The sequence below is a fragment of the Streptomyces sp. NPDC001714 genome (assembly GCF_042892755.1).
Classification (GTDB): domain Bacteria; phylum Actinomycetota; class Actinomycetes; order Streptomycetales; family Streptomycetaceae; genus Streptomyces.
On record NZ_JBIAUL010000033.1, the window covers coordinates 54,869 to 79,649 of the forward strand.

The 24,781-nt window shown below is 68.2% G+C and carries 23 protein-coding genes and 3 pseudogenes; 10 read left to right on the top strand and 16 right to left on the bottom strand.

The genetic code is table 11. From position 1 onward, the window contains the following. Positions 1-704: 704 nt before the first annotated feature. Together ACFY0P_RS47570 and ACFY0P_RS47575 are read left to right on the top strand one after the other, a co-directional pair. Positions 705-7,598 (top strand): polymorphic toxin-type HINT domain-containing protein, encoded by a 6,894-nt coding sequence (locus ACFY0P_RS47570; protein ID WP_388928744.1) that lies wholly within the window; start codon positions 705-707, stop codon positions 7,596-7,598. Beyond that, positions 7,595-8,104: a hypothetical protein gene (locus tag ACFY0P_RS47575; RefSeq protein ID WP_363019356.1), complete on the top strand. Its 510-nt coding sequence runs from the start codon at positions 7,595-7,597 to the stop codon at positions 8,102-8,104. Before ACFY0P_RS47570 ends, ACFY0P_RS47575 begins: the two co-directional genes overlap by 4 nt. A 75-nt stretch (positions 8,105-8,179) precedes the next feature. Here the strand turns inward: ACFY0P_RS47575 and ACFY0P_RS47580 are convergent, their stop codons facing one another. From ACFY0P_RS47580 to ACFY0P_RS47590, 3 genes are read right to left on the bottom strand one after another with little or no spacing between them, the layout of a single operon-like run. Then, positions 8,180-9,484, bottom strand: coding sequence for a tyrosine-type recombinase/integrase (locus tag ACFY0P_RS47580; RefSeq protein WP_388928745.1), 1,305 nt, complete (start codon positions 9,482-9,484; stop codon positions 8,180-8,182). Beyond that, the gene (locus ACFY0P_RS47585) at positions 9,481-9,666 is read right to left on the bottom strand and encodes a helix-turn-helix domain-containing protein (RefSeq protein WP_385682289.1); all 186 of its coding nucleotides are present in this window, start codon (positions 9,664-9,666) and stop codon (positions 9,481-9,483) included. Before ACFY0P_RS47585 ends, ACFY0P_RS47580 begins: the two co-directional genes overlap by 4 nt. Further along, positions 9,659-9,904 (bottom strand): replication initiator, encoded by a 246-nt coding sequence (locus ACFY0P_RS47590; RefSeq protein ID WP_388928746.1) that lies wholly within the window; start codon positions 9,902-9,904, stop codon positions 9,659-9,661. Before ACFY0P_RS47590 ends, ACFY0P_RS47585 begins: the two co-directional genes overlap by 8 nt. A gap of 455 nt (positions 9,905-10,359) precedes the next feature. Here ACFY0P_RS47590 and ACFY0P_RS47595 point away from each other — a divergent pair. The 3 genes and pseudogenes from ACFY0P_RS47595 to ACFY0P_RS47605 all read left to right on the top strand — a co-directional run. Beyond that, positions 10,360-10,680, top strand: a pseudogene (locus ACFY0P_RS47595) (transposase); the annotation flags it as partial. Between the two features lie 430 nt (positions 10,681-11,110). Next, positions 11,111-11,476 (top strand): transposase, encoded by a 366-nt coding sequence (locus ACFY0P_RS47600; protein WP_388928747.1) that lies wholly within the window; start codon positions 11,111-11,113, stop codon positions 11,474-11,476. After that, positions 11,461-11,595 (top strand): annotated as a pseudogene (locus ACFY0P_RS47605) (3-oxoadipate enol-lactonase); the annotation flags it as partial. The gene ACFY0P_RS47600 and the pseudogene ACFY0P_RS47605, both read left to right, overlap by 16 nt. Before the next feature lie 722 nt (positions 11,596-12,317). On the opposite strand, the gene ACFY0P_RS47610 reads toward ACFY0P_RS47605, so the two are convergent. The 3 genes from ACFY0P_RS47610 to ACFY0P_RS47620 form a co-directional block, all read right to left on the bottom strand. Beyond that, entirely contained in the window at positions 12,318-12,611 is a 294-nt protein-coding gene (locus ACFY0P_RS47610; RefSeq protein WP_388928759.1) for a transposase, read from the bottom strand. Further along, positions 12,612-12,956 carry a transposase family protein gene (locus tag ACFY0P_RS47615; protein ID WP_388928748.1) on the bottom strand — a complete coding sequence of 115 codons (345 nt, stop codon included), beginning with the start codon at positions 12,954-12,956 and terminating at the stop codon, positions 12,612-12,614. Positions 12,957-13,380: 424 nt separating this feature from the next. Continuing rightward, positions 13,381-13,758 (bottom strand): DUF5994 family protein, encoded by a 378-nt coding sequence (locus ACFY0P_RS47620; RefSeq protein WP_388928760.1) that lies wholly within the window; start codon positions 13,756-13,758, stop codon positions 13,381-13,383. A 362-nt stretch (positions 13,759-14,120) separates the two neighbouring features. Between ACFY0P_RS47620 and ACFY0P_RS47625 the strand changes: the two genes are divergently transcribed. Beyond that, on the top strand, positions 14,121-14,408 hold the full coding sequence (locus tag ACFY0P_RS47625; protein WP_388716989.1) for a three-helix bundle dimerization domain-containing protein: 288 nt from the start codon (positions 14,121-14,123) through the stop codon (positions 14,406-14,408). Between the two features lie 138 nt (positions 14,409-14,546). Beyond that, positions 14,547-14,789 carry a hypothetical protein gene (locus ACFY0P_RS47630; protein WP_388928749.1) on the top strand — a complete coding sequence of 81 codons (243 nt, stop codon included), beginning with the start codon at positions 14,547-14,549 and terminating at the stop codon, positions 14,787-14,789. A gap of 220 nt (positions 14,790-15,009) precedes the next feature. Here ACFY0P_RS47630 and ACFY0P_RS47635 read toward each other — a convergent pair. The 8 genes and pseudogenes from ACFY0P_RS47635 to ACFY0P_RS47670 all read right to left on the bottom strand — a co-directional run. Next, positions 15,010-15,126: pseudogene (locus tag ACFY0P_RS47635) on the bottom strand (anti-sigma factor antagonist); the annotation flags it as partial. Positions 15,127-15,506: 380 nt separating this feature from the next. Beyond that, positions 15,507-16,748, bottom strand: coding sequence for a PP2C family protein-serine/threonine phosphatase (locus ACFY0P_RS47640; RefSeq protein ID WP_388928761.1), 1,242 nt, complete (start codon positions 16,746-16,748; stop codon positions 15,507-15,509). A 307-nt stretch (positions 16,749-17,055) separates the two neighbouring features. After that, complete coding sequence (locus ACFY0P_RS47645) at positions 17,056-17,919, bottom strand: slipin family protein (protein ID WP_388928750.1); 864 nt, start codon at positions 17,917-17,919, stop codon at positions 17,056-17,058. Next, positions 17,907-18,587, bottom strand: a complete 681-nt coding sequence (locus ACFY0P_RS47650) for a hypothetical protein (protein WP_388928751.1) — start codon at positions 18,585-18,587, stop codon at positions 17,907-17,909. Before ACFY0P_RS47650 ends, ACFY0P_RS47645 begins: the two co-directional genes overlap by 13 nt. A gap of 20 nt (positions 18,588-18,607) precedes the next feature. Next, a complete protein-coding gene (locus tag ACFY0P_RS47655; protein ID WP_388716977.1) occupies positions 18,608-18,919 on the bottom strand; it encodes an STAS domain-containing protein in 312 nt (103 codons plus the stop codon). Between the two features lie 354 nt (positions 18,920-19,273). Then, entirely contained in the window at positions 19,274-19,876 is a 603-nt protein-coding gene (locus tag ACFY0P_RS47660) for a DUF5994 family protein (RefSeq protein ID WP_388928752.1), read from the bottom strand. A gap of 159 nt (positions 19,877-20,035) precedes the next feature. Continuing rightward, on the bottom strand, positions 20,036-20,392 hold the full coding sequence (locus ACFY0P_RS47665) for a hypothetical protein (RefSeq protein WP_388716971.1): 357 nt from the start codon (positions 20,390-20,392) through the stop codon (positions 20,036-20,038). Next, the gene (locus tag ACFY0P_RS47670; protein WP_388928753.1) at positions 20,389-20,673 is read right to left on the bottom strand and encodes a CsbD family protein; all 285 of its coding nucleotides are present in this window, start codon (positions 20,671-20,673) and stop codon (positions 20,389-20,391) included. Before ACFY0P_RS47670 ends, ACFY0P_RS47665 begins: the two co-directional genes overlap by 4 nt. A gap of 221 nt (positions 20,674-20,894) precedes the next feature. On the opposite strand from ACFY0P_RS47670, the gene ACFY0P_RS47675 reads away from it, so the two are divergent. Together ACFY0P_RS47675 and ACFY0P_RS47680 are read left to right on the top strand one after the other, a co-directional pair. After that, positions 20,895-21,896 carry an acyl-CoA desaturase gene (locus tag ACFY0P_RS47675; RefSeq protein ID WP_388928754.1) on the top strand — a complete coding sequence of 334 codons (1,002 nt, stop codon included), beginning with the start codon at positions 20,895-20,897 and terminating at the stop codon, positions 21,894-21,896. A 42-nt stretch (positions 21,897-21,938) separates the two neighbouring features. Continuing rightward, entirely contained in the window at positions 21,939-22,337 is a 399-nt protein-coding gene (locus ACFY0P_RS47680; RefSeq protein ID WP_388716965.1) for a DUF5994 family protein, read from the top strand. An 83-nt stretch (positions 22,338-22,420) separates the two neighbouring features. Here the strand turns inward: ACFY0P_RS47680 and ACFY0P_RS47685 are convergent, their stop codons facing one another. Then, positions 22,421-22,930 (bottom strand): DUF5994 family protein, encoded by a 510-nt coding sequence (locus tag ACFY0P_RS47685; RefSeq protein WP_388716962.1) that lies wholly within the window; start codon positions 22,928-22,930, stop codon positions 22,421-22,423. A gap of 301 nt (positions 22,931-23,231) precedes the next feature. Beyond that, positions 23,232-24,119 (bottom strand): alpha/beta fold hydrolase, encoded by an 888-nt coding sequence (locus tag ACFY0P_RS47690; protein ID WP_388928755.1) that lies wholly within the window; start codon positions 24,117-24,119, stop codon positions 23,232-23,234. An 85-nt stretch (positions 24,120-24,204) separates the two neighbouring features. Here ACFY0P_RS47690 and ACFY0P_RS47695 point away from each other — a divergent pair, with 85 nt between their 5' ends. Further along, positions 24,205-24,684, top strand: a complete 480-nt coding sequence (locus ACFY0P_RS47695) for a MarR family winged helix-turn-helix transcriptional regulator (RefSeq protein WP_388716956.1) — start codon at positions 24,205-24,207, stop codon at positions 24,682-24,684. Positions 24,685-24,781: the final 97 nt, after the last annotated feature.

Below are 24,781 nucleotides of genomic sequence, written 5' to 3' on the forward strand. Positions count from 1 at the left end.
GCCGCCAGGGCCGCGACGACGGCGGCCGCAATCGGTCTGAACGAGGGGTGTCTGGCTGGCAGAGGTGTGCGAGAGGCGGACATGTGAGGTCGGAGTCCTTCGCAGATGTCGTGCGGTTCCCCCCGTGGGCCCCGCGCCGCTCTGCATTCTGTGGGGCCGGTGTGAAGACGGTCCATCGTCTATTGATCGACAAGTGCTCGCACAGAGTCCACTTTTGACGAATACAGACCAACTTGAGTTCTGGTCTGTGGAGTTCCTTTGCTTTCCCTCTGGAAATGCTTTGCCTTTGGGGTTGAGGTCAAGCCCTAGCGTGATCGTGTGCGGGGGATGTGATCGACGTGTGCCTCCGCTGTGACGTGCACTCAAGTCGCCTAATTTGCACGAAAGTTGGGTGGTCTGGGGCCGGGGAGGGGACGCACAGCATGGCACGGATTACGGGGTGGCGACGCGGGCGCGCGGCTTGGACGGCCCGGCGGGTTCGGCACACGGCAGCGGTGGCGGTCGGCGCCCTGCTGGTGGGCCTGCTGCCCGCCGGTGTTGCTGCGGCAGCAACTTCGGAGCAGCGGCACGTGACGGCACCTGCGGCTCCGCGCAACAAGCGGGTGCCCTTGGTCCACTCCAGACCCGGGTGGGGCTCCACCTCGAAGCGTTTCAAGCACTTCGATCCCAGCGGTCATGCGAAGCTACCCGGGCCGGGCAGTTCCGTGGTCACTCTGCCGGTCCGCGCCGTCTCTGCGCGGCTTACCGCCAAGGCGACCGAGGTCCGGGCCAAGGGCACGCCTGTCCTGTTGGGCGACGTGGCAGGAGCGGGGGCCAAGGCGGCCGCCGTCACCGGATCGCAGCGGGTGCGGGTGACCGTGCTGGACCAGAAGACCGCACAGACCGTCGGCGTGCACGGTGTGCTCTTCACTCTCCAGCGCACCAGCCCTGGGGGCGGGAAGGTCGCACTGCGGGTCGATGACTCCTCGTTCCGTTACGCCTTTGGCGGTGACTTCGCCGCGCGCCTGCACCTCGTGCAGCTGCCCGCCTGCGCCCTGACCACGCCGAAGCTGGCGAAGTGCCAGATCCAGAGAGCGGTGCGCACCGCCCCCGGAACACCGTTGTCCGCCCAGGTCACCGTTCCTGGCCCGAAGGCGGTGGCATCGAATGCCGTCGGCTCGGCCCGCTCGGCGACGGCATCCTCCGGCACGACGGTCGTCATGGCGGCGGCCGCGGGCACGTCCGGTTCGGCGGGTGACTACTCGGCGACCAGCCTGTCACCGGGCGGCTCCTGGTCGACCTCCGGTAACACCGGCGCGTTCACCTACAGTTACCCGATCTCCGTGCCGCCGGCGATCGGCGGCACGGTCCCGAACGTTGATCTCTTCTACAACTCTTCCAGTCAGGACGCGCGCACCGAGGGGACCAACAACCAGTCCTCGTGGCTGGGTGACGGCTGGAGCTCGGCGGAGAACTATGTGGAGCGCACGTACAAGTCCTGCAAGGACGACTCGTCGTCCGGGGCTCCCGACAACGACGGTGACCAGTGCTGGGCGGGTCAGATCCTCACGCTCTCGCTGAACGGCAAGTCCACCGAGGTCGTCTACGACGACTCGACGAAAACGTTCCACCCCGTCGACGACAGCTCCACGATCAAGATCGAGGACCTGACCGGCGCCACGAACGGCACAAAGAACGGGGAGTACTTCAAGGTCACCGAAGGAGGAGTGCAGTACTTCTTCGGCCGCAACCGCCTGCCGGGCTGGACCAGCGGCAAGGACGAGACGAAGTCCGTATGGACCGAACCGGTCTACCACGCGCACAGCGGCGTCTCCGACTGCCCGGACAGCACCGACTTCGCCTCCACCTCCTGCACACTCGGCTACCGCTTCAACCTCGACTACGCGGTCGACACCCACAGCAACGCCACCGCCTGGTACTACTCCCCGGAAACGGGCTACTACGGCGCGGACATGAAGAACACCGCCGTTGCCTACACCCGTGGCGGCACCCTGTCCCGCATCGACTACGGCATGACCGCCTCAACGATCTACTCGGCGACCGCGCCGGAGCAGATCGTCTTCGATGCCTCCGCCGAACGCTGCATCCCGGGCACCCCGTCCGGCAACACCTGCGCGGACAGTCAGTTCACCACGGCCAATGCCGCGTACTGGCCGGACGTACCGGTGGACCTGAACTGCGCCTCTAGCTCGACGAACTGCACCAACCACGGCCCCAGCTTCTGGTCCCGCAAGCGTCTGACCTCGATCACCACCCGGATCCAGACGGGCGGGGTGACCCAGCAGGTCGACCAGTACACCTTCACGCAGTCCTTCCCCGACGGCGGCGACCACGCCCCCACCCTGTGGCTGGATTCCATCAAACGCACCGGCCTGGACACCCTGGGCGGCGCCACGAGCAGCTCCTCGACCCCGGCGGTGAGCTTCGACCCGCCGCTGCAGCTGCCCAACCGGGTCGGGACGATCCCGCAGATGCCGCTGATGTACCACGACCGGATCCAGGTGGTCACCACCGAGGCCGGCGCGCAGACGACGGTCACCTACGACCGACCCAACTGCTCCAAAGCACCGGCGAGCGACCCCAACGACCCGACAGACGCGGCCGCCAAGACCTTCGCCTCCACCAATACCTTGTCGTGTTTCCCGGTGTACTGGACCCCTGACGGACAGCCCGCGCCGTGGATGGACTGGTTCTACAAGTACAAGGTCACCTCGGCCGTCACGATCGATCCGCACAACTCCTACCAGGACGGCACCCAGCCCAAGCTGGAAACGGACTACGCCTACAAGGGCAACCCCGGCTGGCACTACGACGACAATGAGACCGTCAAGACCAAGAACCGCACCTGGGGCCAGTTCCGCGGCTACCCCGAAGTGGACGTCACCACCGGCGACCCCACCGTCTTCCACAACACCGACAAAATCGCGGTCCACGACCAGAAGACGCTGACAAAGACGTACTACTTCCTGGGCATGAATGGCGACACCCTGCCCGGCGGCAAGACCCGCTCGGTTCCACCGCTGACCAGCCAGGACGGTGCCACCTCGGTCGCCGACGACAACGCCCTGGCGGGGCAGACCTTCGAGACCGACACCTACACCAGTGCCACAGGCAGCCTGGACAAGGCCGAGGTCACCGTGCCCACCATCATCGGCCCCACGGCCAGCCGCAGCCGCAGCGGTCTGCCGGACCTGACGGCGCAGATGGCCCGCCCTGCCAAGACCCTGACCCGGCAAGCAGTGTCGTACGGCTGGCGCAGGACCGAGACCGACACCTTCTACAACACGGCCCTGGGCAAGTCGACCACGGGCATGGCCGTGCAGATCGACGACCGCGGCGAGACCACAGCAAGCGGCAACGTCGCAAAGTGCACCTACAACCGCTACCTCACCGGCCGCCTCGACACCCTCGTGATGGCCGCCGAGACCCTCACCACGACCCAGGACTGCTCAACCGCGGGAGCCACCCCCAGCGGCACCCTGATCTCCGACACCCGCACCTCCTACGACAGCAACGCCTTCGCCTACGACGGCGACGGGCAGACGAATCCCGCCCTACCCACGACAGGTGACGCCACCCTCGTCCAGGGAGCCTCCGACGCGAGCGGCGCCACCGCGACCGCCTTCGTCGACAAGACCGCCACCACCTACGACTCCTACGGCCGCACAACGAAGGTCACCCGAACCCCCAACTCCACCTCACCGGACGGCAAGAGCCTCGCCCAGAGCGTCTTCACCTCCTACACCCCCGCCACCGGTGCGCTGCCCACCAGCAGCACGACCATCACCCAGGTCACCCCCGGCGTGGACTGCTCCACGGTCACCACATCCTCCTTGGACTGCCAGGTCGCCAGCACCACCCTGGACCCGGCCCGGGCTCTGCCCACCGCCAAGACCGACGTGGCCGGCAAGCTCACCTCTCTCACCTACGACGCCCTCGGCCGCCTGACCGGGGTGTGGCTGCCCAACGAGATCAAAGCCAACAGCGCACCGGCGAACACCACCTACACCTACAGCATCTCCCAGTCGGCCCCGTCGGTCGTCGCCTCCAACGCCCTCCTCGACAACGGCAGTTACCAGACCAGCGAGACGCTGTACGACGCGATGCTGCGGCCCCTGCAGGTCCAGAAGACCGGTGAGAACTCCAGCACGGCGGTCACGGACACCCAGTACGACTCCCACGGCTGGACGGTCGTCACCAACAACAACTACAGCGTCTCGGGCAGTCCGCGCAGCAGTCTGATCTCCGTCTCCCAGGTGACCATCCCTGACGCCACCGTCACCGATTACGACGGACAGGGCCGCGCCGGCCTGGTCACCGAGGAGCACGACGGGAGCAAGACCTGGAGTACGGCCACCGCCTACACCGGGGACAAGACCACCGTCCTGCCGCCCAAGGGCGCGGTCGCCTCCACCACGGTGGTCGATGCGCGCGGCCAGACCACCGAACTGGACCAGTACACCGCCCCGCCCACGCTGTCCGGGTCCGCGGCCGCCGGATTCACCACCTCGGGTGGCACCCCCTCCGCCACCACCTACCAGTACACGGCCGCCGGTCAGCAGCACCAGGTCACCGGCCCCGACAAGACGGTCTGGACGTTCGACTACGACCTGCTGGGACGCAAGAAGTCCCAGACCGACCCGGACACGGGCGGGAGCAGCTACGGGTACGACGACGCCGGCAACCTGATCTCCACCACCGACGCCAAGAAGGTCGAACTCGACTACACCTACGACCTCCTTGGCCGCAAGCTCACCGCCACCGACAAAGCCAAGTCCAACTTCCAGTTCGCGTCCTGGACCTACGACACCCTGCGCATCGGCCTGCCGACCTCCTCCACCCGCTACGTCCAGGGCACCACCGGCGGCTACACGGTCGCCACCACCGGCTACAGCAGCCTCGGCAAGCCGACCGGTACCAAGATCACCCTGCCGGCATCTGAAGCCCCGCTGCCCGCGACCTACACCACGACCTACACCTACACGATCCGCGATCAACTGCTCGCCACGCAGAGCGATCCGCGCACCCAGGGCCTCAGCAGCGAGGTGATCACCTACGACCGCGACGCATTGGGCAACCCGACCGGTTCCGGAAGCAGCACCTTCCTCATTACCGGGACCGTCTACACCGACTACGGTCAGCCGTCACGGGTCACCATGGGGGCCTCGACCAACCCGGCCACGGCCACCTACGACTACGACGACCAGACCCTCCGACTGAAGGAACGAGTGGTCAGCCGGACCCAGGCGCCCGGCCCGACGGTCGATGACACCAAGTACTCATACGACGCCTCCGGCAACCCCACCTCGACCATCGACCAGCAGTCCGAGACCGGAAACACCGTCACCGACCAGCAGTGCTACGGCTACGACACCCTGGACCGGCTCACCGACGCCTGGACAGCCAACAACTGCAACGTCAACCCGCCCACCAGCAGCACCCTCACCACGACCCCCGGCTCCTACTGGCAGACGTTCAACTACGACGCCATCGGCAACCGCCACCAGAGCATCGACCACGCCATCGGCAACACCGGCAGCACCGTCACCACCACCTACCACGACGGCTGCACCGCCAACTGCAACTCCACCGGAGCCCAGCCCCACACCCTGACCGCCACCACCGGCGGCACCAACCCCACGACGTTCGGCTACGACGAAGACGGCAACCTGCACACCCGCACTCCCACCACCGGCCCCGGCCAGACCCTGACCTGGGACGACGAGGGCCACCTGGCCCAGGTGGACACCAGCGGCGCCAGCCCCACGACCACCAAGTATCTTTACGACGCCGACGGCAACCAGCTCATCCGCCGTGATCCCGGCCAGACCACGCTCTTCGCCGGCGACACCGAGATCGTCGTCAACACCAGCGTCACCCCCAACGTCCTGCTCGGCGCCGTCCGCATGTACAGCCACGGCGGCACAGGCGCCCCCGTCGCCATGAGCTCCAGCCTCCCCGGCGGTGGCGTCAAATACCTCTTCAACGACGCCCACGGCACGTCGACCCTGGCCATGGACGCCAGCACCCAGCAGGTCTCCCGCCAGCAGTACACCCCCTACGGACAGCCACGCGGCAGCGCCAACACCGTCACCTGGCCCGACCCCACCCACTCCTACCTCGGCAAACCGCAGGACAAGAACACCGGCTACACCGACGTCGGCGCCCGCAAGTACGACCCCACACTCGGCAGCTTCATCAGCGCCGACCCCATCTTCGAAGCCACCAGCCCCCAGCAGATGGGCGGTTACACCTACGCCGCCGACAACCCGGTCACCGGCAGTGACCCGACCGGGCTCACACTGCACTGGACCGAGGGCGGCGGTGACGGCACAGAGTCGGCCCACATTCTCGACGGCTCAAACACGGACAGCAGCAGCGGCCATCATGGTTGGAAGAGCTTCGTCGATACCGTCGTGCATACCGTGGTCGACCAGACCAAGAAGTCCATCGTCGGGATGGTGGAGGCCCCTTACCTCCAGATTCAAGCCGACAAGCAGTGTTTCACCAGCGGCGACAACTGCACACAGCTGATCTCCCAAATCGACCCCAGCTTCGCGTTCTCGAATGCGGTGGCCGGACGCGGATCTGAGATCTACGGCGACTTCGCCCACGGCCGAAGCGCCGAAGGAACCGGAAAGCTGCTGTTCGACGCGGCCTCGCTCGCCCTCACGCGCGGTGAGGGTGAAGCGGTCGAGGCCGAAACCGCAGAAGCCAGAACCGCGATCAGACCCGAGGGCTGCAGCTTCGCTCCCGCCACTCCTGTACTCCTGGCCCACGGTAAAACCAAGCCCATCAAGGCCGTCAAACCCGGCGACAAGGTTCAAGCAGCAGACCCCACCACCGGCAAGCACCACGGCACCCGCACCGTCCAGCACGTGTGGATCAACCACGACCACGACCTGCTCGACCTCACCATCCGCACCAAGAACGGCCAGTCCGCCACCCTCCACACCACCGCCAACCACCCGTTCTGGGACGACACCACCCACACCTGGGTCCCCGCCGGCCTACTCCACCACGGCGACGCCCTCAACACCGCAACCAACGGCCACGCCCACGTCGTCACCACCCAGCCCACACCCGGCACGGCAAACCGCTGGAACCTCACCGTCCAGCAACTCCACACGTACTATGTTGTGGCGGGCGGCACGCCGATCTTGGTGCACAACACCAATGACGGCTGTCCCGTAAATGTCACCGTGCGGTGGCAGCCTGGAATGCCCAAGAGTCAGTTCAACTTGAAGGCTTCTGCTTTGCAGGATCTCAGCGACCAGGGGGTGCTCGTAAAGGCGCCAAACCCGGTTGCCCGTGATTCCTCTATCACCAATAAGTACAAAGCGAATCTGATTGCCCGCGTTTTCGACCAGTTCGGTGCAACTAATCCTGAGTTTGCTGCGAGCCTAAGAACTCGCATCCTGACGCAGATGAATCCAGATCATGTCTGGGAGTTGCAGCTGAGCGGTCCGGACGATGCAAGCAACCTGCATATTCTGGACGCCTTTACGAATCAAGATATAGGTAGGCAGATCTGGGGGCAGATTCGCGGTCTCCCTGACGGCACGCCCATCGGCATCTCTATTGAAGGTCCGCCATGATCTCACCTGAAGTCCCACGGCTCCTGTCTATGGCACGCGAAGCCGTGCAGCTAGAGCCCGAGTGGTCGATGATGAACTCCGTGCCAGCGGGTGGGCGTGTGCCCGTCGGTGCGGACGGGCCCAGTGAGTACCTTGAGTTGCTCGGTATTGCGAATGGTGGCATCTTTGGTCGGGTGGTGATCTTCGATGCCAAGACTGTGGCGAAGATGCAGTTCTATGCCGATGAAACAGAAGGGGCCCCGGTTCGCCTCGGGCGTGAAAATTGGTTCTGCCTGGGCAAGGTGAACGACGATCCCGTGTTCGTGAACAGGGCGGATGGATCCGTTTGGGGGTTTCCGGATAGAGGAGTCATCTGGTGGCAGAGCGACGCTTTTGAATGCTGGGCTGGGAGCGTCGGCGACTTTGTCCTTGATTCCGCTCTCGGTGGGGGATATCGCAGCGTCACTGGTGCGCCGGAAGATGATCAGTGGTGGCGCTTGCTAAGGCATATTGGCCGCGCTGAATAGAGTAAACCTTGGGGCCTTGCCAGATCTGAGCTGGCAAGGCCCCAAGGCGTTTGACGGCAGTAGTTGACGGCAACGTCAGTGGACGGGTGCTGCACAAGCCGACGGATCGTCGCCCTCGCGTCCTCCGGCGGTGGTCTCGGCGAGGTTGCCGAGGGCGTGTCCGAGGAGGTCGATGGCCTGGCGCTGGAGTCGGAGGCGGACGTGGGCGTAGACAGTGGCGGTGACGCCGATGTGTGCGTGGCCGAGGAGTTCCTTGATGACGACGAGTTCGACCCCTTGCTCCAGGAGCAGGGTCGCGGTCGAGTGGCGGAGGTCATGAAACCGGATGGGCCGGAGGCGGGCGTCGCGGAGCAGGGCGTTGAAGTGGCGGGTGAGGGTGGCGGGTTCGATCAGGTGCCCGTCGGGTCGCGTGAAGACGTGGCCGCTGCCCTGCCAGTCCGCGCCCGCCTTCTCCTTCTCACGTGCCTGATGCTCGCGGTGCGAACGAAGCGAGGTGACGCAGGAGACCGGCAGTGCGATGCGGCGTTCGGAGCTGATGGTCTTGGTCGGCAAGGTGGTCAGACCGCCGGTACGGGTGCGCTGGAGGGTGCGGCGGATGGTGGCGGTGCAGCCGTCGAGGTCGAGGTCTTCCCAGCGCAGGCCGAGGAGTTCGCCCTTGCGCAGGCCGGTGCGCAGGGCGAGTTCGAACAGGGCGGCGTGACGGTGGCCTTGGGCGGCGGTGAGGAAGCGTCGGGCTTCGTCGGCGGTGAGTGGGTTGAAGCGGCGGGGGCGAGGGGTTCCGGTGCGGACGTTGCGGGGGATCTCCTCCTCGCGCACGGCGTGCTCCAGGGCGGACTTGAGCACGGAGTGGATGTAGGCGAGCGTGACCGGGGAGAGGCGCTTGCGACAGCACTGGCCGATCGCGCAGCAACGCGGGCGACGGCTGGCCTGGGCCCTCGGATCGCGTCCCGCGTCGATGCCGCGTGCGCAGCACCGGCAGACGGTCCGCAGTTCGTTGACCCAGGTGCGGATGTCCTTGGCGGTGAGCTTGGCGAGCTTCTTCCGGCCGAGGCCGGGGATGAGGTACTGGGCGACGACGGCGGTGCACCGGGTGTGGGTGGTCTCGCGGAGGTGGTGGACGGCGACGTTCTCCAGCCAGTACGTCAGGTACGCTGCGAGGCTGCCCTGGGCGGTGATGATGGGGACGCCGCGGTTGCTGGCGGCGATCTTCTCGGTCAGCTTGGCCAGCGCCTCAGTGCGGGTGGTGCCGTAGACGCGGATGCGTTTGCGGGTGTTGCCGGGGGCGAGGACGTATCCGGCGGCTTCCCAGCGTCCGTCCTTGCGCTGGTAGATGGTTCCGTCGCCGTTGGCGCGGGTCTTCTTGCGCTTGGGCGCGGTCATCGGGTGGCTTCTTCCAGGTGACGCTGGACGTAGCCGGTGAGGGCGTGGGTGGGGATGCGGCGGGCGTGGCCGATGGTCAGGGAGGCCAGGCGGCGGGTGCGCAGGAGGTCGTAGAGGGCGGAGCGGCCGATCTTGAGGCGGGTCATGGCCTCGGGGACGGTGAGGAGTTCGTCGTCACGCACGAGTGGTCACCGCCGGTTCGCGCGTCGGGCTGACGCTGATGAGTGCGGCGAGGCGTTCGAGGTCGGAGGTGAGTCCGGTGCCGTCGTAGGCCCAGTGGGCGAGGACGAGGGTGGTGGCTGAGGGGGTAGGGGTGTGGCGGCGGTGCCAGGTGGCGCGGGCGGCCCGGAGGGCGCCGAGGGTGGTGGAGTAGGCGCGGGTCTTGGTGGAGAAGTGGCCGCGGAAGGTCTCGCGCAGCAACTACAGGACTTGTGGACAGTCCCGTTTACCAAGAGAGAGTTCGAGGCCGTGCGATGGTCGACCATGGGCAGCCGGTAAGGCGGGCCGCATGGCTGTCCGTCAATGCCGGTCATGAGTGGACGGAGAGTCAACTCATTGTCGGCCCGTCCAGGCCGGGTTGAGCGCTGGTTCGGACGAAGCCGTGCGGCAGTGATCGGATCATGCCGTTGTGCCGGGGCCAGTGGGACTGTTGCGCAGTGCCGTCCCGGACGGGGGTCTGACTCATGAGATCTATGACCGAAGTGTCCAGTCACGGACGTGTCGACCGTCGTCGCGGGATGGCGACTGCCGGTACCGAGCCACAGGGCGTGTCCCTATAGGGGCCTTGCCGATTTTCAGGCGTCATCACGGTTCAGACCGCCCGAGCAGGCCGGTGCCATCCAACCAGCACGTCACCACGCGGGAGGCGAACCACCATGACGACCCGAGAATGCAGCACCTCCTCCAGCACGGATCCTCCCGTTCGGCGCGAGGTCGTCCTGGGTGTGGACACGCACGGCGAGGTTCACGTCGCTGCCGTGGTCTCCCCACTGGGGAAGGTCCTGGGCACCGAGTCCTTTCCGGCCACGGCGGCCGGCTACCGCCGGCTGCTCGTCTGGGCGCGCAAGCTGGGTACGGTACGCCGGGCCGGCGTGGAGGGCACCGGCACCTTCGGCGCGGGCCTGTCCCGCTACCTGCTGGCTCAGCAGGTCCAGGTGTACGAAGTGAACCGGCCCGACCGCACGGCCCGCCGGCTGCTGGGGAAGTCGGACCCGCTCGATGCGCAGGCCGCAGCGCGGGCCGTGCTCAGCGGTCGCGCCAAGGCCCGCGCCAAAACCGGTGACGGTCCCGTGCACAGCGCCCGGATGTTCAAGCTCGCGAAGGGCTCCGCGGTCAACCCGCACCCAGGCGATCAACCAGCTCAAAGCCGTCCTGGTCATAGCCGACCCGGCCCTGCGGGAGCGGCTGTCCAGCCTGGGCAACCGCGAGCTGTTCCGCACCTGCGTGCGCCTCAGCCCGCACGACGGCGAAGATGGTGGGGGGAGATGAGGACGCCGTGGCCCAGGCCACCCGCGTCACCCTGAGCCTGCCGGCCCAGCGCATCGAGCAGCTCACCGGGTAGATCGATGAGCTGAATGAGCGCCTGCCCCGGCTCGTCGAACGCCACGCACCGCAGCGCTCGTGCCGGTGGGCATCGGCCCGGACAGCGCCGTCACTCTCCTGATCACCATGGGAGACAACCCCGAGCGGCTGAACACCGAGGCGTCCTTTGCCGCCCTTTGCGGAGTCAGCCCCATCGAGTACTCCTCTGGCCGGCGGCGCACGCGTCGGCTCAACCACGGCGGCGACCGCCACGCCAACGCCGCCCTGCACCGCATCGTCTTCACCCGCCTGCGCCACGACCCGCGCACCCAGGCGTACTACGAACGCCGCACCCAGGAAGGCAAGACCCGACGCGAGATCATCCGATGCCTCGAACGCAATGCCGCCCGAGAGGGCGTTCACCTGATCCGGCCCGTCCCTTCACACCCCCCGTCATGGGGGTGGCCGTGAGATGTGGGAGCGTGAGTCGGGTGAGTGAGAGTACGTCGTACACCCTGCAATACCGCTTTGACGGGCCGGAAGAGGCCCCCGTACTGGTCCTGGGCCCGTCGCTGGGCACCACCTGGCACAGGTTGTAGAGACCGTCCGTGGGCGTCCAGGTCAGTCCAAGATGAGCGCGTAATGCCAGGTCAGGGCATTCTGGTCCGGGGGAGTCGATGCAGTCGGTGATAGGCGTGTGACAGCGGCGTGTGATGAGAAGCCCCGCAGGTGCGGCCCGGCGGGGTCTCTGAGTACGTGGGTTTCTTGTCTGCCGTGAGCACCGCCGCACTCGGGTTCTCCTCTCCCGAGCGCCCGAAGCATGAACGCGGTGACGACATGCCTCTTGCGGCCGACGCACAGCATCCGACCTGGGAACTCTTCGCGACCAACCAAGTCGTAGCCTTCACTTTTGCAAAATCTGACGCCTGTGGAGGCGCCTGCGGCACTGTCTGTTCCCTCCGATGTGGCGCGGCCCGCGTGGAGCGACCGCGACGGCATTGCCAGAGGCGATGGTCGCCAGCCTGCCATTCGTCACCGCGGAGGACTTTGCCCGCTTCACCGCGCGACCGCATCGCTCCGCTGGCCTTGTAGCGGGTGGCATCCCTGCACGTCGCCCGCTGCCGAACGCTGCCCGCAACGCGGGACCTGGCCTGGAACGTCAGGGCAGTTGTGCCACAGTGCGGTCCGCTTCCTGTAGGCGCTCGCGTGCTCGAAAGCGGAGAGCCGGAGTACAACGGCGCCCACACCAGCCGCTGCACTCCGTCGTAACCTGCGCACAGAAGCCCCGCCGAGCCGGCGGGACTTCGTCGTGTCATGAGCCCCGTCTTCTCCACGGCTTCGGCGAGGTTGTGCCACAGATGCCGGCCATCGGCGACCTGGAGAGCCTGCGGAGCCCGGTGCGGGCGCCATCGGCGTAGGCGCAGGCCCGGTCGCGGCAGATCACTTCAACCTCGGGATGGTCGCGCAGCCAGGTGGCCAGCGGCTCGGCATCCCGGCCGGGCAGCACGTCGACCGGGGGCGCTTTTTCCAGGTCCACCAGGATCGTGGCGTAGGAGTCGCCCTTGCGCAGCGCGAAGTCGTCGACTCCGAGGACCCGCAGGTCGATCTACGGTAACTCCGGTAATTTGCGGAGGAGTTCAAGGAACTTGTCCTTGGCGACGCGGATGCTCAGCATGGCTGCGAGCCGTGCACCCGGACGGCCCGCCAGACATGCCGCGATCGAGGTCGGCAGCGTGCTCAGCAGCGGCGTGTACCGGGCATGCGGGCTGGTCAGTCCTTCGAATTGCTTGGCGAACGTCACTGCCGAACACTGCGGATTGAGGCACTTGAACCGGCGCATCACGAGTGCGATCATTGCCGGGGCTCCGCCGACGGGCGCGTCAGCGAGCCGGCGCGCGTACCGTCCGTGCGCACGCCACGACACCACCCGGCACCTTGGGCACCACCACACCGGCTAAATGCGGCGGCAACCGCCCCGAACTCCCTGAACCGCACACCTGGTAGATGCCCAGTTCAGACAGGCGCCGTCACAAGATCTTCGACAGAGCAGCTGGTGTCCACCAGAAGCCTGACGGGGTGCGTGGCGGGGAGCATGGCGACTCACTTCCCTGCCGTCCGGGTCCGGCGCCGTGGCCGGAGCCGTCCGCGTCCCCCGTCGCGGTGGTCGCGGCGATCACCGGCGCCACTCGTTCCGCCACGGCCGCGATGCCTCTGCGGGGCCGATGGTGCCAACCCCCGGACAGCGGACCGCGAGCGGCCGTAGTGGAAAGCAGCGATGCGCTCCTCGTGCTGGTTGTTGAGCAGGTGGATCAGGAGCACGCCCACAACGACCATCGCCAGGAGCGCCATCACGGCCACGAAGGTCTCCATGACCCTCACATGCCCTTGGCTGGATGCGGTGTCGGCAGGGCGGCTGCCGGAATGGCAACTGCCGGAGCAGTAACTGCCGGGATCCGTGGACGGGAGGTCGGACCGCGGGCCTCACGGCCTCCTTCAGCGTCCCAGACGACCTCCACGGCCCGATCGGTCGCCGTCACGGTGCGCAGACGCGCAGCCTCCTCCATCAGCCGGCCCGTGGCCGAAGTGCGCAGTGGGTCGTTCACGGCGGCCATCAGCCAGGCGGCCGAGACGCGAGTCGTCTGCGGATCGAGCAGGGCAGTCAGTGAGGGAAGTTCCGCCTCCGGATAACAGGAGCGGGGCCACCAGGCGCCATCCAGCACAGCCGCAGCCGAACCGGTGGGAGTCGGCGGCATGCGGAGAGACGGAGAAGGGGGCCGGTCTTCGAGTGTCGGCGCGTACGAAGCGGTCGCGGTCACGATGCGAACCCTGCTCCGGGCCGGTTGGAACCGGCCCGGTGTAATCAATCGCCGAAAACGACACCAGCATGAAGGCCGGTGCTCGAAATGCCCTCGGTAACACCAGTTTACTCCTCCGGCCGGCTGTATGGGCCCGCCCGCAGGTCGACCTGTCCCAGATGGCCAGTTGATGAACAGATCCGGCGGGCCGTTCCACGGACGCGATCCGTGCAAGTGTGGGGAGTGGACGGGCCGGCGCCGAGCCCCCGGATACCGATCGGCTGCCGCGGTCGGCCGTCTGTGACAGTGAGGAGCGCGCCATGGGCGCGAACACGGCCGAGACCGCGTTACCCGACACCCTTCTGAAGCTCGCAGACCATCTGACGGCCTCCTGCGCCGGCCTGCTGACGCCCGCGGTCGTGCGGGAGGTGGTGCAGGACTGCTACCAGCCGCTCAGCAACACTCGTATCGCGGGCTACGTGCCGATCCTCGTCGAGCACAACAGCCGCGCCAGGCTACGACAACTCGTCCGACGCCCCGATCCCACGGCTGCCCTTCGCGAGGAGTCTGACCGTACCGCGCACACCAGCCCTTGCCGCGCTCCCTGAACAGCCGGCAAGTGGCCGTCCGCTCGGGCTGCGAGACCGTCACATGGGGCGCTACCAGCAGTCACCTGGCAGAGCTGGGCTGTCCGAACAGGCCCCGGCGCCCGGCGGTGATGCTCTGTTCCGCTCCGGGGGGCCGTCGTGTTCGTCCTGCTTCTCGTCCTCATCGTGGTCCTGTTCGGTTTCGGCTTCCTCAATCCCATCTGGTGGGTGGCCGCGGCCTCGGCCGTGCTGGTGTTCGGCGCCGCCCAATACGGCCGCCGTGGTGAAGGCGGGGGCTGGGACCGTGACGGCAGTTCCGATCGCGGGGAGTACCGGGACCGCCGTCGGCATTGGGCGCGGCGGAGACGCGAGGTCCGTCGGGACAGCGAGCCCCGCAGGTGACCGACACATGGCCCGCCCTACCAGTCCACCGCGGCCGGCGAACGACAACTGGCGTGCCGCCGACCGCCTATGGACAGGATGACTGCGTTGTGAGGTACGTACCATGCACCAGGTGACCACGCCCCGTGAGGAGCAGCCGCTGTCGACGGCTGCGGCTCTGCTGGCCGAGGTCGTCGAACTGCGCGCCAGCAACGAGCAGTTGGGGCGGGCGCTAGCTTCACCGCTCCAGGGATGCGCGCACCAACGGCGCGGATTCGAGATCGATCTCACCGGCCAGGGTGATCAGTGCCCGTTTCCTTCGGTCATGGCGGTACACGGTGAGCTGTGGGAGGGGCATGACGCCTCGGTTCGGAAGACCATCCGGCAGCAGGCCCGGCGACGCCGGAGTCCCGGCCTCCCAGGGCGTGCTGTCGGCAGGGGCGTACGTTCGGCGGAGGCAGGGCAACGGTTGGTTCGACAGCCTGCACAGCAGGACAGCGAGCCCACCCAGTTCCCTCCTGGGATGCGCCGGGTGGCGGACGCAAGGTCCGCTCGCTCCAGCGATCTGTGTTCAGTAACAGCATGCCGCCGGGGTCTGGGACGTCTGCGCAGCAGCGTAGTCCTCGCGTCGTGTGAAGGACGGTCCGAAGCCGCCCGGTCCCAGGATATGGACGGCACAAGAGCGCGGGTGGGTTCACCGAGGTCGCCGCAGAGGTCCGCAAGAACGTGATCGTCGGCTCACTCCAGGACCGCGAGGTGGTCGGCGGCGCCCCCGCGCCATTCGATCAGGAAGAGGGTCGCGTCGTCGCTGGTCCGGCCGCCCCGTTCCTGCTTCAGGGTGTGCGAGAGCGAGCGCACCATCGCTCGTACGCCCTTCGTCGTGTGTTCGATGCGGTTGACCCATCGGATGAGTTGCTCTTCGCCGAATTGTTCTTCGCCGGCTTCGTGCTCCTCGATCAGGCCGTCGGTGAAGCACAGCACCCGGTCGCCGCGTTGGAGCATCTGCTCGCTGATCCGGGGCTCTTCACCGCCGAAGCCGACCGGCAAGGTGGTCGGGCCTGTCAGTTGCCGTACGACCTGCTGGTTGCGGATCAGCAGCGGTGCGGGGTGGCCCGCGTTGACCCACTGTAGGTGGCCCGTTGCGAGGTTCAGCCGCATCATCTGGGCGGTGACGAAGTGGTCGTGCCCGAACTGCTCGGCGATGGCCCGGTCCATGAACGCGTAGATCTCGGACAGGCCGATGTCGGCACGTCTGGCGTGCCGGTAGGCCCCGACGGCGACGGTCGCCATCGTGGCGGCGTCCAGTCCGTGGCCCATCGCATCGACCATGGCCACGTGCAGGGTGTCCTCGTTGAGGGCGTAGTCGAAGCTGTCGCCTGCGACGCTGTAGGCGGGCTCCAGGATTCCGGCCACCGCGACCTGCGGGACGGACATCGCCAGCGGCGGCAGCAGGGACCACTGGATCTCCGCGGCCACGCTCATCGGTTCGCGGCGCCGGGTGAGGAAGAACTGGTCGGTGTAGCTGTGCTTGGTGACCAGCATGTCGGCGACCAGGCCGGCGAGCCTGCGCAGCAGCCGCCGGTCGTCGTCATCGAGGGCGTCCAGGGTGATGACCATCACGCCCACCTGGTCGCTGCCGTCCAGCAAGGGTAGGTACATCCGGACGCCGTCGGACTGCGGCACCTCGACAGTGGTCGCCTGCAGGAAGGCCGTGCCGGCGGGAGAGTCATCGATCGGCTCGGGCTCGCCGACTGTCAGCTGCCGACCCGGCAGCGGCACCAGCACCTGCTGGCCGTAGTCCTGCAGCAGGATCGAGACGTCGCGGCCACCGACCCTCGTCACCTCTTCCGCGATCAGCGGTGCGATCAGCTGCGGCGGCATCTCGTGTGCCCGGTCCAGCAGTACCCCCAGCAGCCGCTCACCGAAGCCTTCCGACCGGTCCAGCATGCCCTTCTCTGGCCGCCGCCCACCTTCCGCCATAACCGACCCGCTCACGTGATCTGTACGCACGAGCTGCTGACACGACCGCGAACACCCTGCACAGAGTGACGCGGCCGACCACCCCGAACAGCTCATTACGCCGGACGCGGCATGTCACACACGGTCAGGACAGATGGCTCTCAATCCCGTTGTGCACCATCCCTCCCGGAGCGGTGTCACATGGTCGACGACGTCCACTCGACGCACGGGGACAGACCGGAGACCAGCGAGGGACGAGTGCCGGGGGCGACTCCTCCGGAGAGCTCGCGCCCCCACTGCCTACGGGCGATGTCCGGTGCGGCACCGGTCATGCTGCCGTGCCGGGCGCGTCGGTGGCCGGCCTGAGTGTCTTGTCCGTCCGGTCGGGGACGGACGGCGGCAGCGCCGTGGCGGGGGCGGCGGCCGCGGTTTCCCGGGCGAGGAAGGAGCCCAGTTCGCCGATGGTGCTCATGAGGGGGGCGGGGAAGACGACGGTGGTGTTCTTGTCGACCCCGATCTCCACCAGGCTCTGCAGATTGCGCAGTTGGAGGGCGAGAGGGTGGGCCATCATCGTGTCCGAGGCGTCGCCGAGCGCGGCGGCGGCCAGGGACTCGCCCTCGGCGTTGATGATCTTCGCTCGCTTCTCCCGCTCGGCCTCGGCCTGACGGGCCATGGCGCGCTTCATGGTGTCCGGCAGCTGGATGTCCTTCAGCTCGACCAGCGTGACCTGCACGCCCCATTCGACGGTGGTGACGTCGAGGATTCGGCGGATGTCCAGGTTGATGCGGTCGGTCTCCGACAGTGTCTCGTCCAGGGTGTGCTGTCCGACGACTTTGCGCAGGGTGGTCTGGGCGATCTGGTTGATCGCCGCGTGGACGTTCTCGACGGCGACGACCGACTTCACCGCGTCGACCACGCGGAAGTAGGCGACCGCGGACACGTCGACGCTCACGTTGTCCCGGGTGATGATGCCCTGGGACTGGATGGGCATGGTGACGACCCGGAGCGATACCCGGTGCAGGACGTCGACGACCGGGATGATGAACCGCAGTCCCGCGTCGCGGGTCCCGACGAGCCGGCCGAAGCGGAACAGCACGCCCTTCTCGTACTGCTTGACGACCTTCAGGGAGAGGGCGAGGCCGAGGAGGGTCAGAAGGCCGATCACGACGACGAGAACGATCAGGGCTTGCATGGCAGGCTCCTCGGGACGAGGGTCGCGGAGCGCGGGGAGTTCCCGGCATCCGTTCGGTCCGGTGTGCCGTTCGCCGGGGAATCCGGCCGCGGCGACCGTGCCACGGGCAGGACCAGCACCCGCAGTGCGACCGGCCCGGGCAGCCGTACGATCGCGCCAATCTCCAGCCACCCCCAAGACTGGAACGCGGTGCGGGCGGCCCGGTCGTACGGATAGACCAGGGTGACCCCGAGCGAGGCGTGGAGGTCGGTCAGCAGCCGATCCTGCAGTCGGTCGGCGATGGCGCGGTGCTGCTCGTGCGGGTGGGCCACGACCTGGGTGAGGGTGAAGACGCGCCCGGCGGCGGTGAGCTGCCCGATGCTCCACGGCAGTGCACCGGCGAAGCCCCGCCACCAGGAGCCGTCGCGGCCGACCGGGAAGCCGAAGGTGTAGCCGGCCAGGGTCGTGGTCTCCGCGAGCAGCAGGGCGAAGCCCGGATGCCGGATGTCACCCGCCAGACGACGGAGGAACCCTTCCCGGTCGCGGTACTCTCGGCCGCCCGCCCCGACGGCGGACTTCACGTACAGGTCGGCAAGGTTCTCCCGCAGGTCCTCGGCCTGGCCTCGGTTCAGCCGGCGCAGCCGGATCGCGTTCGGGAGGACCGGCTCATCGACTGCCCTCCTCCGCACCGCTGTTCCGGCCCGGTTCATCAGAGGAGCACTCGATCGGAGCCGGTGTCCGCGAGGAGTCGGGCGGTCTGCAGGGACGGGTGGTGCAGTCGCAGGGACGCGTGGGTCTCGGCGGCGTGCCGCGACGCGTCGAGGAAGACGCCCAGGCCGCTGGTGTCGCAGCGGCCGACGGTGGTCAGGTCGACGTCGATGGTGGTGATGCCGTCATACAGGCACCGCTCCAGAGCCGTCCGCACCTGGGGCGCGGTGACCGGGTCGATCTCGCCGGCCAGGGTGATCAGTGCTCGCGCGCCCCGGTCGTGCCGGAAGATGTTCAGCTGCGGAAGAGTCATGATGCCTCGGTTCATGGGGCCCGGCCGCTCCCTGCGGAGTCGATGGCCCGGTGACGGAAACCGGCTGGTCACCTGTGGTGAGCGGTACGGCTGCTGCGGCGCCACGCCGGGAATCGGCCACGGCCCCCGTCGCGGTGGTCCCGTCGGTCGCCGGAGGCCGGCGGCTCGGACCGACCGGGTTCCACCGGGGGCTGCGGCGTGCCACGTCCGCGACGGCCGGGCCGGGCTGCGCTGTACCGGTGCACGGCGATTCTGTCGGCGTGCTCGATGTTGAGCCGGTGGATCACGTATGCCGCCGCTGCGATGAGGACGCTGAAGGCGGCGGCCGTCAGGAAGGCGTTCATGGCGGCCGCCTCACATACCGACGATCAGGCGACTGGTCCGGCGGGTCTCATTGACCCGGCTGGGCGGACCGGGCTGGTGCGGGACGGCCGCGGACACCGCGCAGGCGCCGCCCTCGTACTCCCATGCCTCGTCCGGGTCCAGTGGCTCGTCGGTCGCAGCGACGCCGTGCCGGGCCTCGTCCGCGGCGATGAGCGCGCTCGCGGTCAGGGGCGGGCCGTCGTAGTCGGAGGCGGCGGCCATCAGCCGGGCCGCCGAATCCGCCCCGGTCTCCGGCGGGATGATCAGCAGGTCCCAGCGTCCGGTGCCGTAGGAGAGCAGCAGCAGCTTGTGCGGGTCGATTTCCGGGGTGAACCAGCCGACCTTGACGATGTGGCTGTTCACGGGAACCTGGCGGGGGATGACCGGCCAGTACTTCGGGTTCACGGCGACGCGGGTGATGCGGCCCCACAAGGGGTCCAACACGTCGGTCAGCGCGGGCAGTTCGCTCAGCAGATCCCGGGAGCGGGGCCACCAGGCACCGTCCAGGAGTCCACGGGAGGCGCCGTCGGACTTCAGGGTGAGACGCGCGGCCGGAGCTGCGACGGGCTCGACGTGCGGCAGGGTTGGGTACAAGGTCGCCGACATGATGCGGACCCGTCTCCGGGCCGCCTCTGCGGCGGCCCGGGTTTCATCTCTCGCCGAGAACGACCCGGCGTGGAAGCCGGTGTGCGAAATGCCCTCGGTACTGTCAACAGTACTCCGCGCTCCCCCGTGGCGCGGAGTAGTGGCTGCCTAGATGTGGAGCAGCCGCTGGGTGATCTCCCGGTACTGCCTCAGCGCGTGCCGGAGCTGCTCGGACTGTGTCTCGCGGTCCTGGTCCTCCTGGTCCTGCCAGCCGGCGCGAAGCAGACGCCGTCGTTCCGCGAGGGCGTTCACGAGCTGGGCGGTGGCTTCGTCGAAGGCGCTCTCGGCCTCTTCCAGTGCCTCGAGCGGGGTGTCGGCGAAGGTGTTGAGGGCGTGCCGGAGGCGCTGGGCGATCTTGTCCTGTTCGTCCGGCGGGAGCAGCGGCTCCGGGCCCGTGCTGCGGCGCTCGGTGCGGCCCCGGGTGTGATCCGCAGACTGCCGGGCGCGTGTCTGGTCGTACATCATCGGGGGCCGCTTCCGTTCCGCCTGAAGGCGCCCTTGGCCTTTTCGACGGCCTGCTTCAGGCTTCCGGAAACCCGGTCGGCCGTGCCCCGGCGTTGCAGTCGCCTGTTGTGGGTGACCCGGCCGAGTTCTTCAGTGATCCTTCCCTTCATCGTCTGCGCCTGGTTCCTGATGGTCCGTGAAACGGTCATGGCCGGCCTCGCTGTTGTCCGGTAGGTGGGTTCCCGCGGGGTCTGGGCGAGGCGGGTAGGCGGAATGCTTCGCCGTGGGTTCCGGAGTGGCATGGCCCTGCACCGGGCTGTCAGTCAACGTCCGACGACGGTCCGTGTCAACGCGGTGGCCACGCTGTCCGGTCCGTCTCCTTCCGGAGCGTGCGGGAGTACGGTGAAGGAAGCGAGGGCCCTTCGTCGCTGGCGTCCGAACCGGCCCTGTCCTCGCATCACCCGTCACAGGGGCAGCCCCTGACCCCGGCCGCGCCACCCGCACCGAGGCCGAGGAGCCCCGCATGTCGCTCGATTCCTCTACGTCCACGACGGCGATTGCGCCGGACACCATCCCGCCGCCTCAGAGCTACGACGGCACTTCGCCCTTCCCGCCGGAAGGCCCGGCGCCCGCACGCGACGGCGGGGAACGGCTGTATGTCGCCGTGACGGCCGTGATCGTCGTCCTGCCGTTCGTGGCCCTCGGGCTGGTCGGCTGGCTGCTGTGGGGGCGGCTCATCCACCCCGCCGACATCGTGCTCGCGGCCGTCCTCTACACGGTCACGGGCCTCGGCGTCACGGTCGGCTTCCACCGCGGTCTCACTCACGGCGGCTACCGGGCCGTCCGTTCCGTGCGGATCGCGCTCGCGGTGGCCGGCTCGATGAGTTTCCAGGGCGATGTCATCGGCTGGGTCGCCACCCACCGCCGCCATCACGCGTTCACGGACCGGCCCGGGGATCCGCACTCCCCGTACCGTTACGGCACGCATCTGCGCGGCCAGTTGCGCGGGCTGCTGCACGCCCACGTCGGCTGGCTGTTCCGCAACGACCGCACCCCCGCCGAGCGGTATGCCCCCGACCTCCTCGCCGACCGCGACATCCGGGTGGTCGACCGCGCCTTCCCGGCGCTGTGCGTCCTCACGCTCGCGCTGCCGTTCGGGATGGGCTGGGCGATCGGCGGCACCTGGCTGTACGGCGTAACCGCCCTGCTGTGGGCGGGAGTTGTGCGCATCGCCCTGCTTCACCACGTCACCTGGAGCGTGAACTCCCTCTGCCACATGATCGGTGAGCGCCCATTCCGTACCCGGCGCCACGACCGGGCCACCAACCTGTGGCCGCTGGCCCTGCTCTCGTTCGGCGAGAGCTGGCACAACCTCCACCACGCCGACCCCACCAGCGCCCGGCACGGCGTCGACCGCGGCCAGCTCGACCCGTCAGCCGCCGTCATCCGCCTCTTCGAACGGCTCGGCTGGGTGCACGACGTGCGCTGGCCGAGTCCGGCCCGGGTCGCGGCCCGCCGCGCCTGACATCAACCACTCGTCCGTGTAAGGCAGTTGGCAGGAGCTCTCATGACCACCGCACTGCAACCCCCGCTTCCCTCGCTCCCCCTCCTCCGTCTGCGCCTCGCACCGCGCGGCGGCATGCCCCGGCCGATCGACGGAGCGTGGTGGCCGCGTTCGTACGACCTGCTAGCCGAACTCCCACGGCTGCTCGCCGGGTTGCCGCGCGCATGGGGCCACATCACCAGCGTCACGGTCAACGGGGCGACCTGGTCCGCGGTGCCCGGCCGGATGCTCGTGTTCAACCAGGTCATACGATTGCGCAGGAGCCTGACGGCATCAGCTCCGCACACCATCGTCCTGCTCGCCCCAGGCAGGGGGCGCTGGGACCTGCTGGTCGTGCCTCCGGACACCACCGAGGAGGCCGCGGAGCCGCTCATGGCGGCTGCCGCGGGCGGTCACGTCTGATCCGGCCTGTCACGCACTGCCCGGCGAATCACCAGGGCACTGACGGCCATGCGGTGACGTCACCGTCCCATCCCCGCCACCAGTCAGCGGAGCCGTCCCGTGGTGGCTTCGTACGACACGGAAGCGTCGCCGGCCTGTTCCGCCGTCATGAGAGCGGTCGCGGTCGACTGCGCGGCGGTGCTCGCGCTTGCGGCGGCCATCAGCCGGGCGGCCGAGGGGGCGGTGGTCTCCGGGGGAATCACCAGGAGGTCCCAGCGGCCCGACGTGCCGGACAGCAGCAGAATCTTGTGCGGGTCCAGCTCCGAGGTAAACCAACCGACCTTCACCACATGGCCGTTGACGAAGATCCTGTGCGGGATGATCGGCCAGTAGCGGGGGTTGACAGCGATCCGGGTGATCCGTCCCCACAGCGGGTCCAGTACGTCGGCCAGGGCGGGGAGTTCGTCGCTCAGGTCACGTGAGCGGGGCCACCAGGCGCCGTCCAGTTCGACCTGTCCCGGGGAGGGGCTCACGGGTTTGAGGGCGAGGCGTGCGGTCGGAGCCCTGAAGGGCACGGCGCCCAGCGCCGGATGGTCGGTGGTTGCGGACATCATGCGAACCCGTCCCCGGACCTCTGCGCGTCGGCAGTTGTCCGGTGTCGTTGCTCACCAGGAACGACACCGGGATCGGGGCCGGTGCGCGAAGTGCTCCCGATGACTTCACGCTACTCCCCGAAGAGGCCGAACGGACCGTCACCGGAGACCCCCTCACTTCCGGCGGCCGTCCTTGCCCGAGGAGCGGCTGGTCTCCAGCCAGGATCGCGCCGGTTCTGCCGCGCGCGTCGCGTCCACGGTGAGTCGGAGGCGTGCCTCCCTCGGCGTCCGCGGGCTAGGGCCTGTCCGGCGGATCATGTGACTAGTTAGCGTCGATGCTGTCGACGAAGCCGAGGACGGCTTTTGCCAGTTCTTCGGGGGCCTCCATCGCGGCGTAGTGGCCGACGCCGTTGAGCTGGACGGAGCTGATTCCTGCTGACGCGACCTGGGACATGGTGGTGGCTGTGAACGGGCCGCCGCCGGCCCCGACGGCGAGCACGGGCATGGTCAGCCCGGGGGACTGGGCGAGGGCCTGGATCTCGGGCCCTTCTTGAAGCAGCGACCGGTAGATGCCGATCGCGCCGCGCCAGCCGTCCGGGCGTGCGTAGGTGCGGGCGAAGTCGTCGATGTCGGCATCGGTGATCGCGCCCGTGACGGCGGTCATGGATGGGAACGCGTACTGCCCGAGGAACTCGCGTTCGCGGCCGGCCAGGAGCATCTCGGGAATGCCGGGCGCGGCGAGGACTCCGATGTGCCAGGCGCCGCCGTGGGCGACGTCGGCTAGCTTCTCCCAGCCGAAGCCGGGCAGGCCCGTCTCGATGGCGGTGAGGCTGAGCACGTCTTCCGGGTGGGTGGCGGCCAGCCGGAAGACTGTGGCGCCGCTGATGTCCTGTCCGGCCAGGTGGACCGGGCCGAGGCCGAGGTGCGCGATCAGCTGGTGCAGGTCCTCGCCCGCGGCCTCGCTGTCGTAGTCGTCCGGCGCGATGTCCGAGTCGCCGAAGCCGCGCAGGTCCACGGCGAAGACCCGATGGCTGGAGGCGAGCAGGGGGATGAACTTGCGGAAGGCTCTCCAGGTCTCGGGGAAACCGTGGACCAGGAGGACTGGGGACCCGGTGCTCCCGGCGGCGGCGTAGTGCAGGGTTGTTCCGTTGACGTGGGCGTGATGGTGGGTGATCTCGGGGACGGTGCGGCTCGCCGGTGTGGTTGTCATTTTCCCTCTCCCGATTTCGACAGCCTGGCTGTCTTAATATTAGACACCTTGGCTGTCTTTTTTCGAGTGGTCCTATCCTTCTCACATGTCTCGCTCTGGCGCCGATCTCGCCCTGCTGCTGCTCGGGGGTTTCCGTACACTCGTCGACGCCGCGACCGCCGAGCTGTCCGATCGCGGCCACGAGGACGTGCGTCCCGTTCACGACTTCGCCATGCGGGCCATCGTCGCCGGCGCCGATAGCGCCTCAGAGCTGGGCCGTCGCCTGTCGATCACCAAGCAGTCGGCCGCGAAGACCATCGCAGTCTTGGAACAGCGCGGGTATGTCACCCGCGATCCGGACCCGCGCGACGCTCGCCGCATGCGCCTTCGGGTGACCGAGCTCGGCTTCGACGTGCTTCGCCAAGGCGAGGCGATCTTCGACGGACTCCGTGACCAGTGGATGGAGCGAATCGGGGCCGCGGAGCTGGAGCGCATCGAGGATCACCTGGCAGCGCTGGTGGGCGTGCAGCCGGTGCGCTTCGACACGGTTGGGTGGATCGCCCGCGATGTCGGCGAGCCGGCCTGAGCTAGTACTGCAACGGTGCTTGTTCTGATTGCTGGCCAGCTCAGGGGCTGTGTCCGCGTCGTTTGTAGTGACTGACGCGAGCCTGGTGCTGGCGTCG

Excerpts from the sequence above, each read along its gene's own strand:
- ACFY0P_RS47690 (WP_388928755.1), bottom strand. The coding sequence starts at position 24,119 with ATGACAACCACACCGGCGAGCCGCACCGTCCCCGAGATCACCCACCAT.
- ACFY0P_RS47675 (WP_388928754.1), top strand. The coding sequence starts at position 20,895 with ATGTCGCTCGATTCCTCTACGTCCACGACGGCGATTGCGCCGGACACC.
- ACFY0P_RS47620 (WP_388928760.1), bottom strand. The coding sequence starts at position 13,758 with ATGCCGCCGACTCCCACCGGTTCGGCTGCGGCTGTGCTGGATGGCGCC.
- ACFY0P_RS47665 (WP_388716971.1), bottom strand. The coding sequence starts at position 20,392 with ATGATGTACGACCAGACACGCGCCCGGCAGTCTGCGGATCACACCCGG.
- ACFY0P_RS47670 (WP_388928753.1), bottom strand. The coding sequence starts at position 20,673 with ATGCCACTCCGGAACCCACGGCGAAGCATTCCGCCTACCCGCCTCGCC.
- ACFY0P_RS47680 (WP_388716965.1), top strand. The coding sequence starts at position 21,939 with ATGACCACCGCACTGCAACCCCCGCTTCCCTCGCTCCCCCTCCTCCGT.
- ACFY0P_RS47625 (WP_388716989.1), top strand. The coding sequence starts at position 14,121 with ATGGGCGCGAACACGGCCGAGACCGCGTTACCCGACACCCTTCTGAAG.
- ACFY0P_RS47655 (WP_388716977.1), bottom strand. The coding sequence starts at position 18,919 with ATGACTCTTCCGCAGCTGAACATCTTCCGGCACGACCGGGGCGCGCGA.
- ACFY0P_RS47640 (WP_388928761.1), bottom strand. The coding sequence starts at position 16,748 with ATGGCGGAAGGTGGGCGGCGGCCAGAGAAGGGCATGCTGGACCGGTCG.
- ACFY0P_RS47580 (WP_388928745.1), bottom strand. The coding sequence starts at position 9,484 with ATGACCGCGCCCAAGCGCAAGAAGACCCGCGCCAACGGCGACGGAACC.
- ACFY0P_RS47695 (WP_388716956.1), top strand. The coding sequence starts at position 24,205 with ATGTCTCGCTCTGGCGCCGATCTCGCCCTGCTGCTGCTCGGGGGTTTC.
- ACFY0P_RS47645 (WP_388928750.1), bottom strand. The coding sequence starts at position 17,919 with ATGCAAGCCCTGATCGTTCTCGTCGTCGTGATCGGCCTTCTGACCCTC.
- ACFY0P_RS47575 (WP_363019356.1), top strand. The coding sequence starts at position 7,595 with ATGATCTCACCTGAAGTCCCACGGCTCCTGTCTATGGCACGCGAAGCC.
- ACFY0P_RS47685 (WP_388716962.1), bottom strand. The coding sequence starts at position 22,930 with ATGATGTCCGCAACCACCGACCATCCGGCGCTGGGCGCCGTGCCCTTC.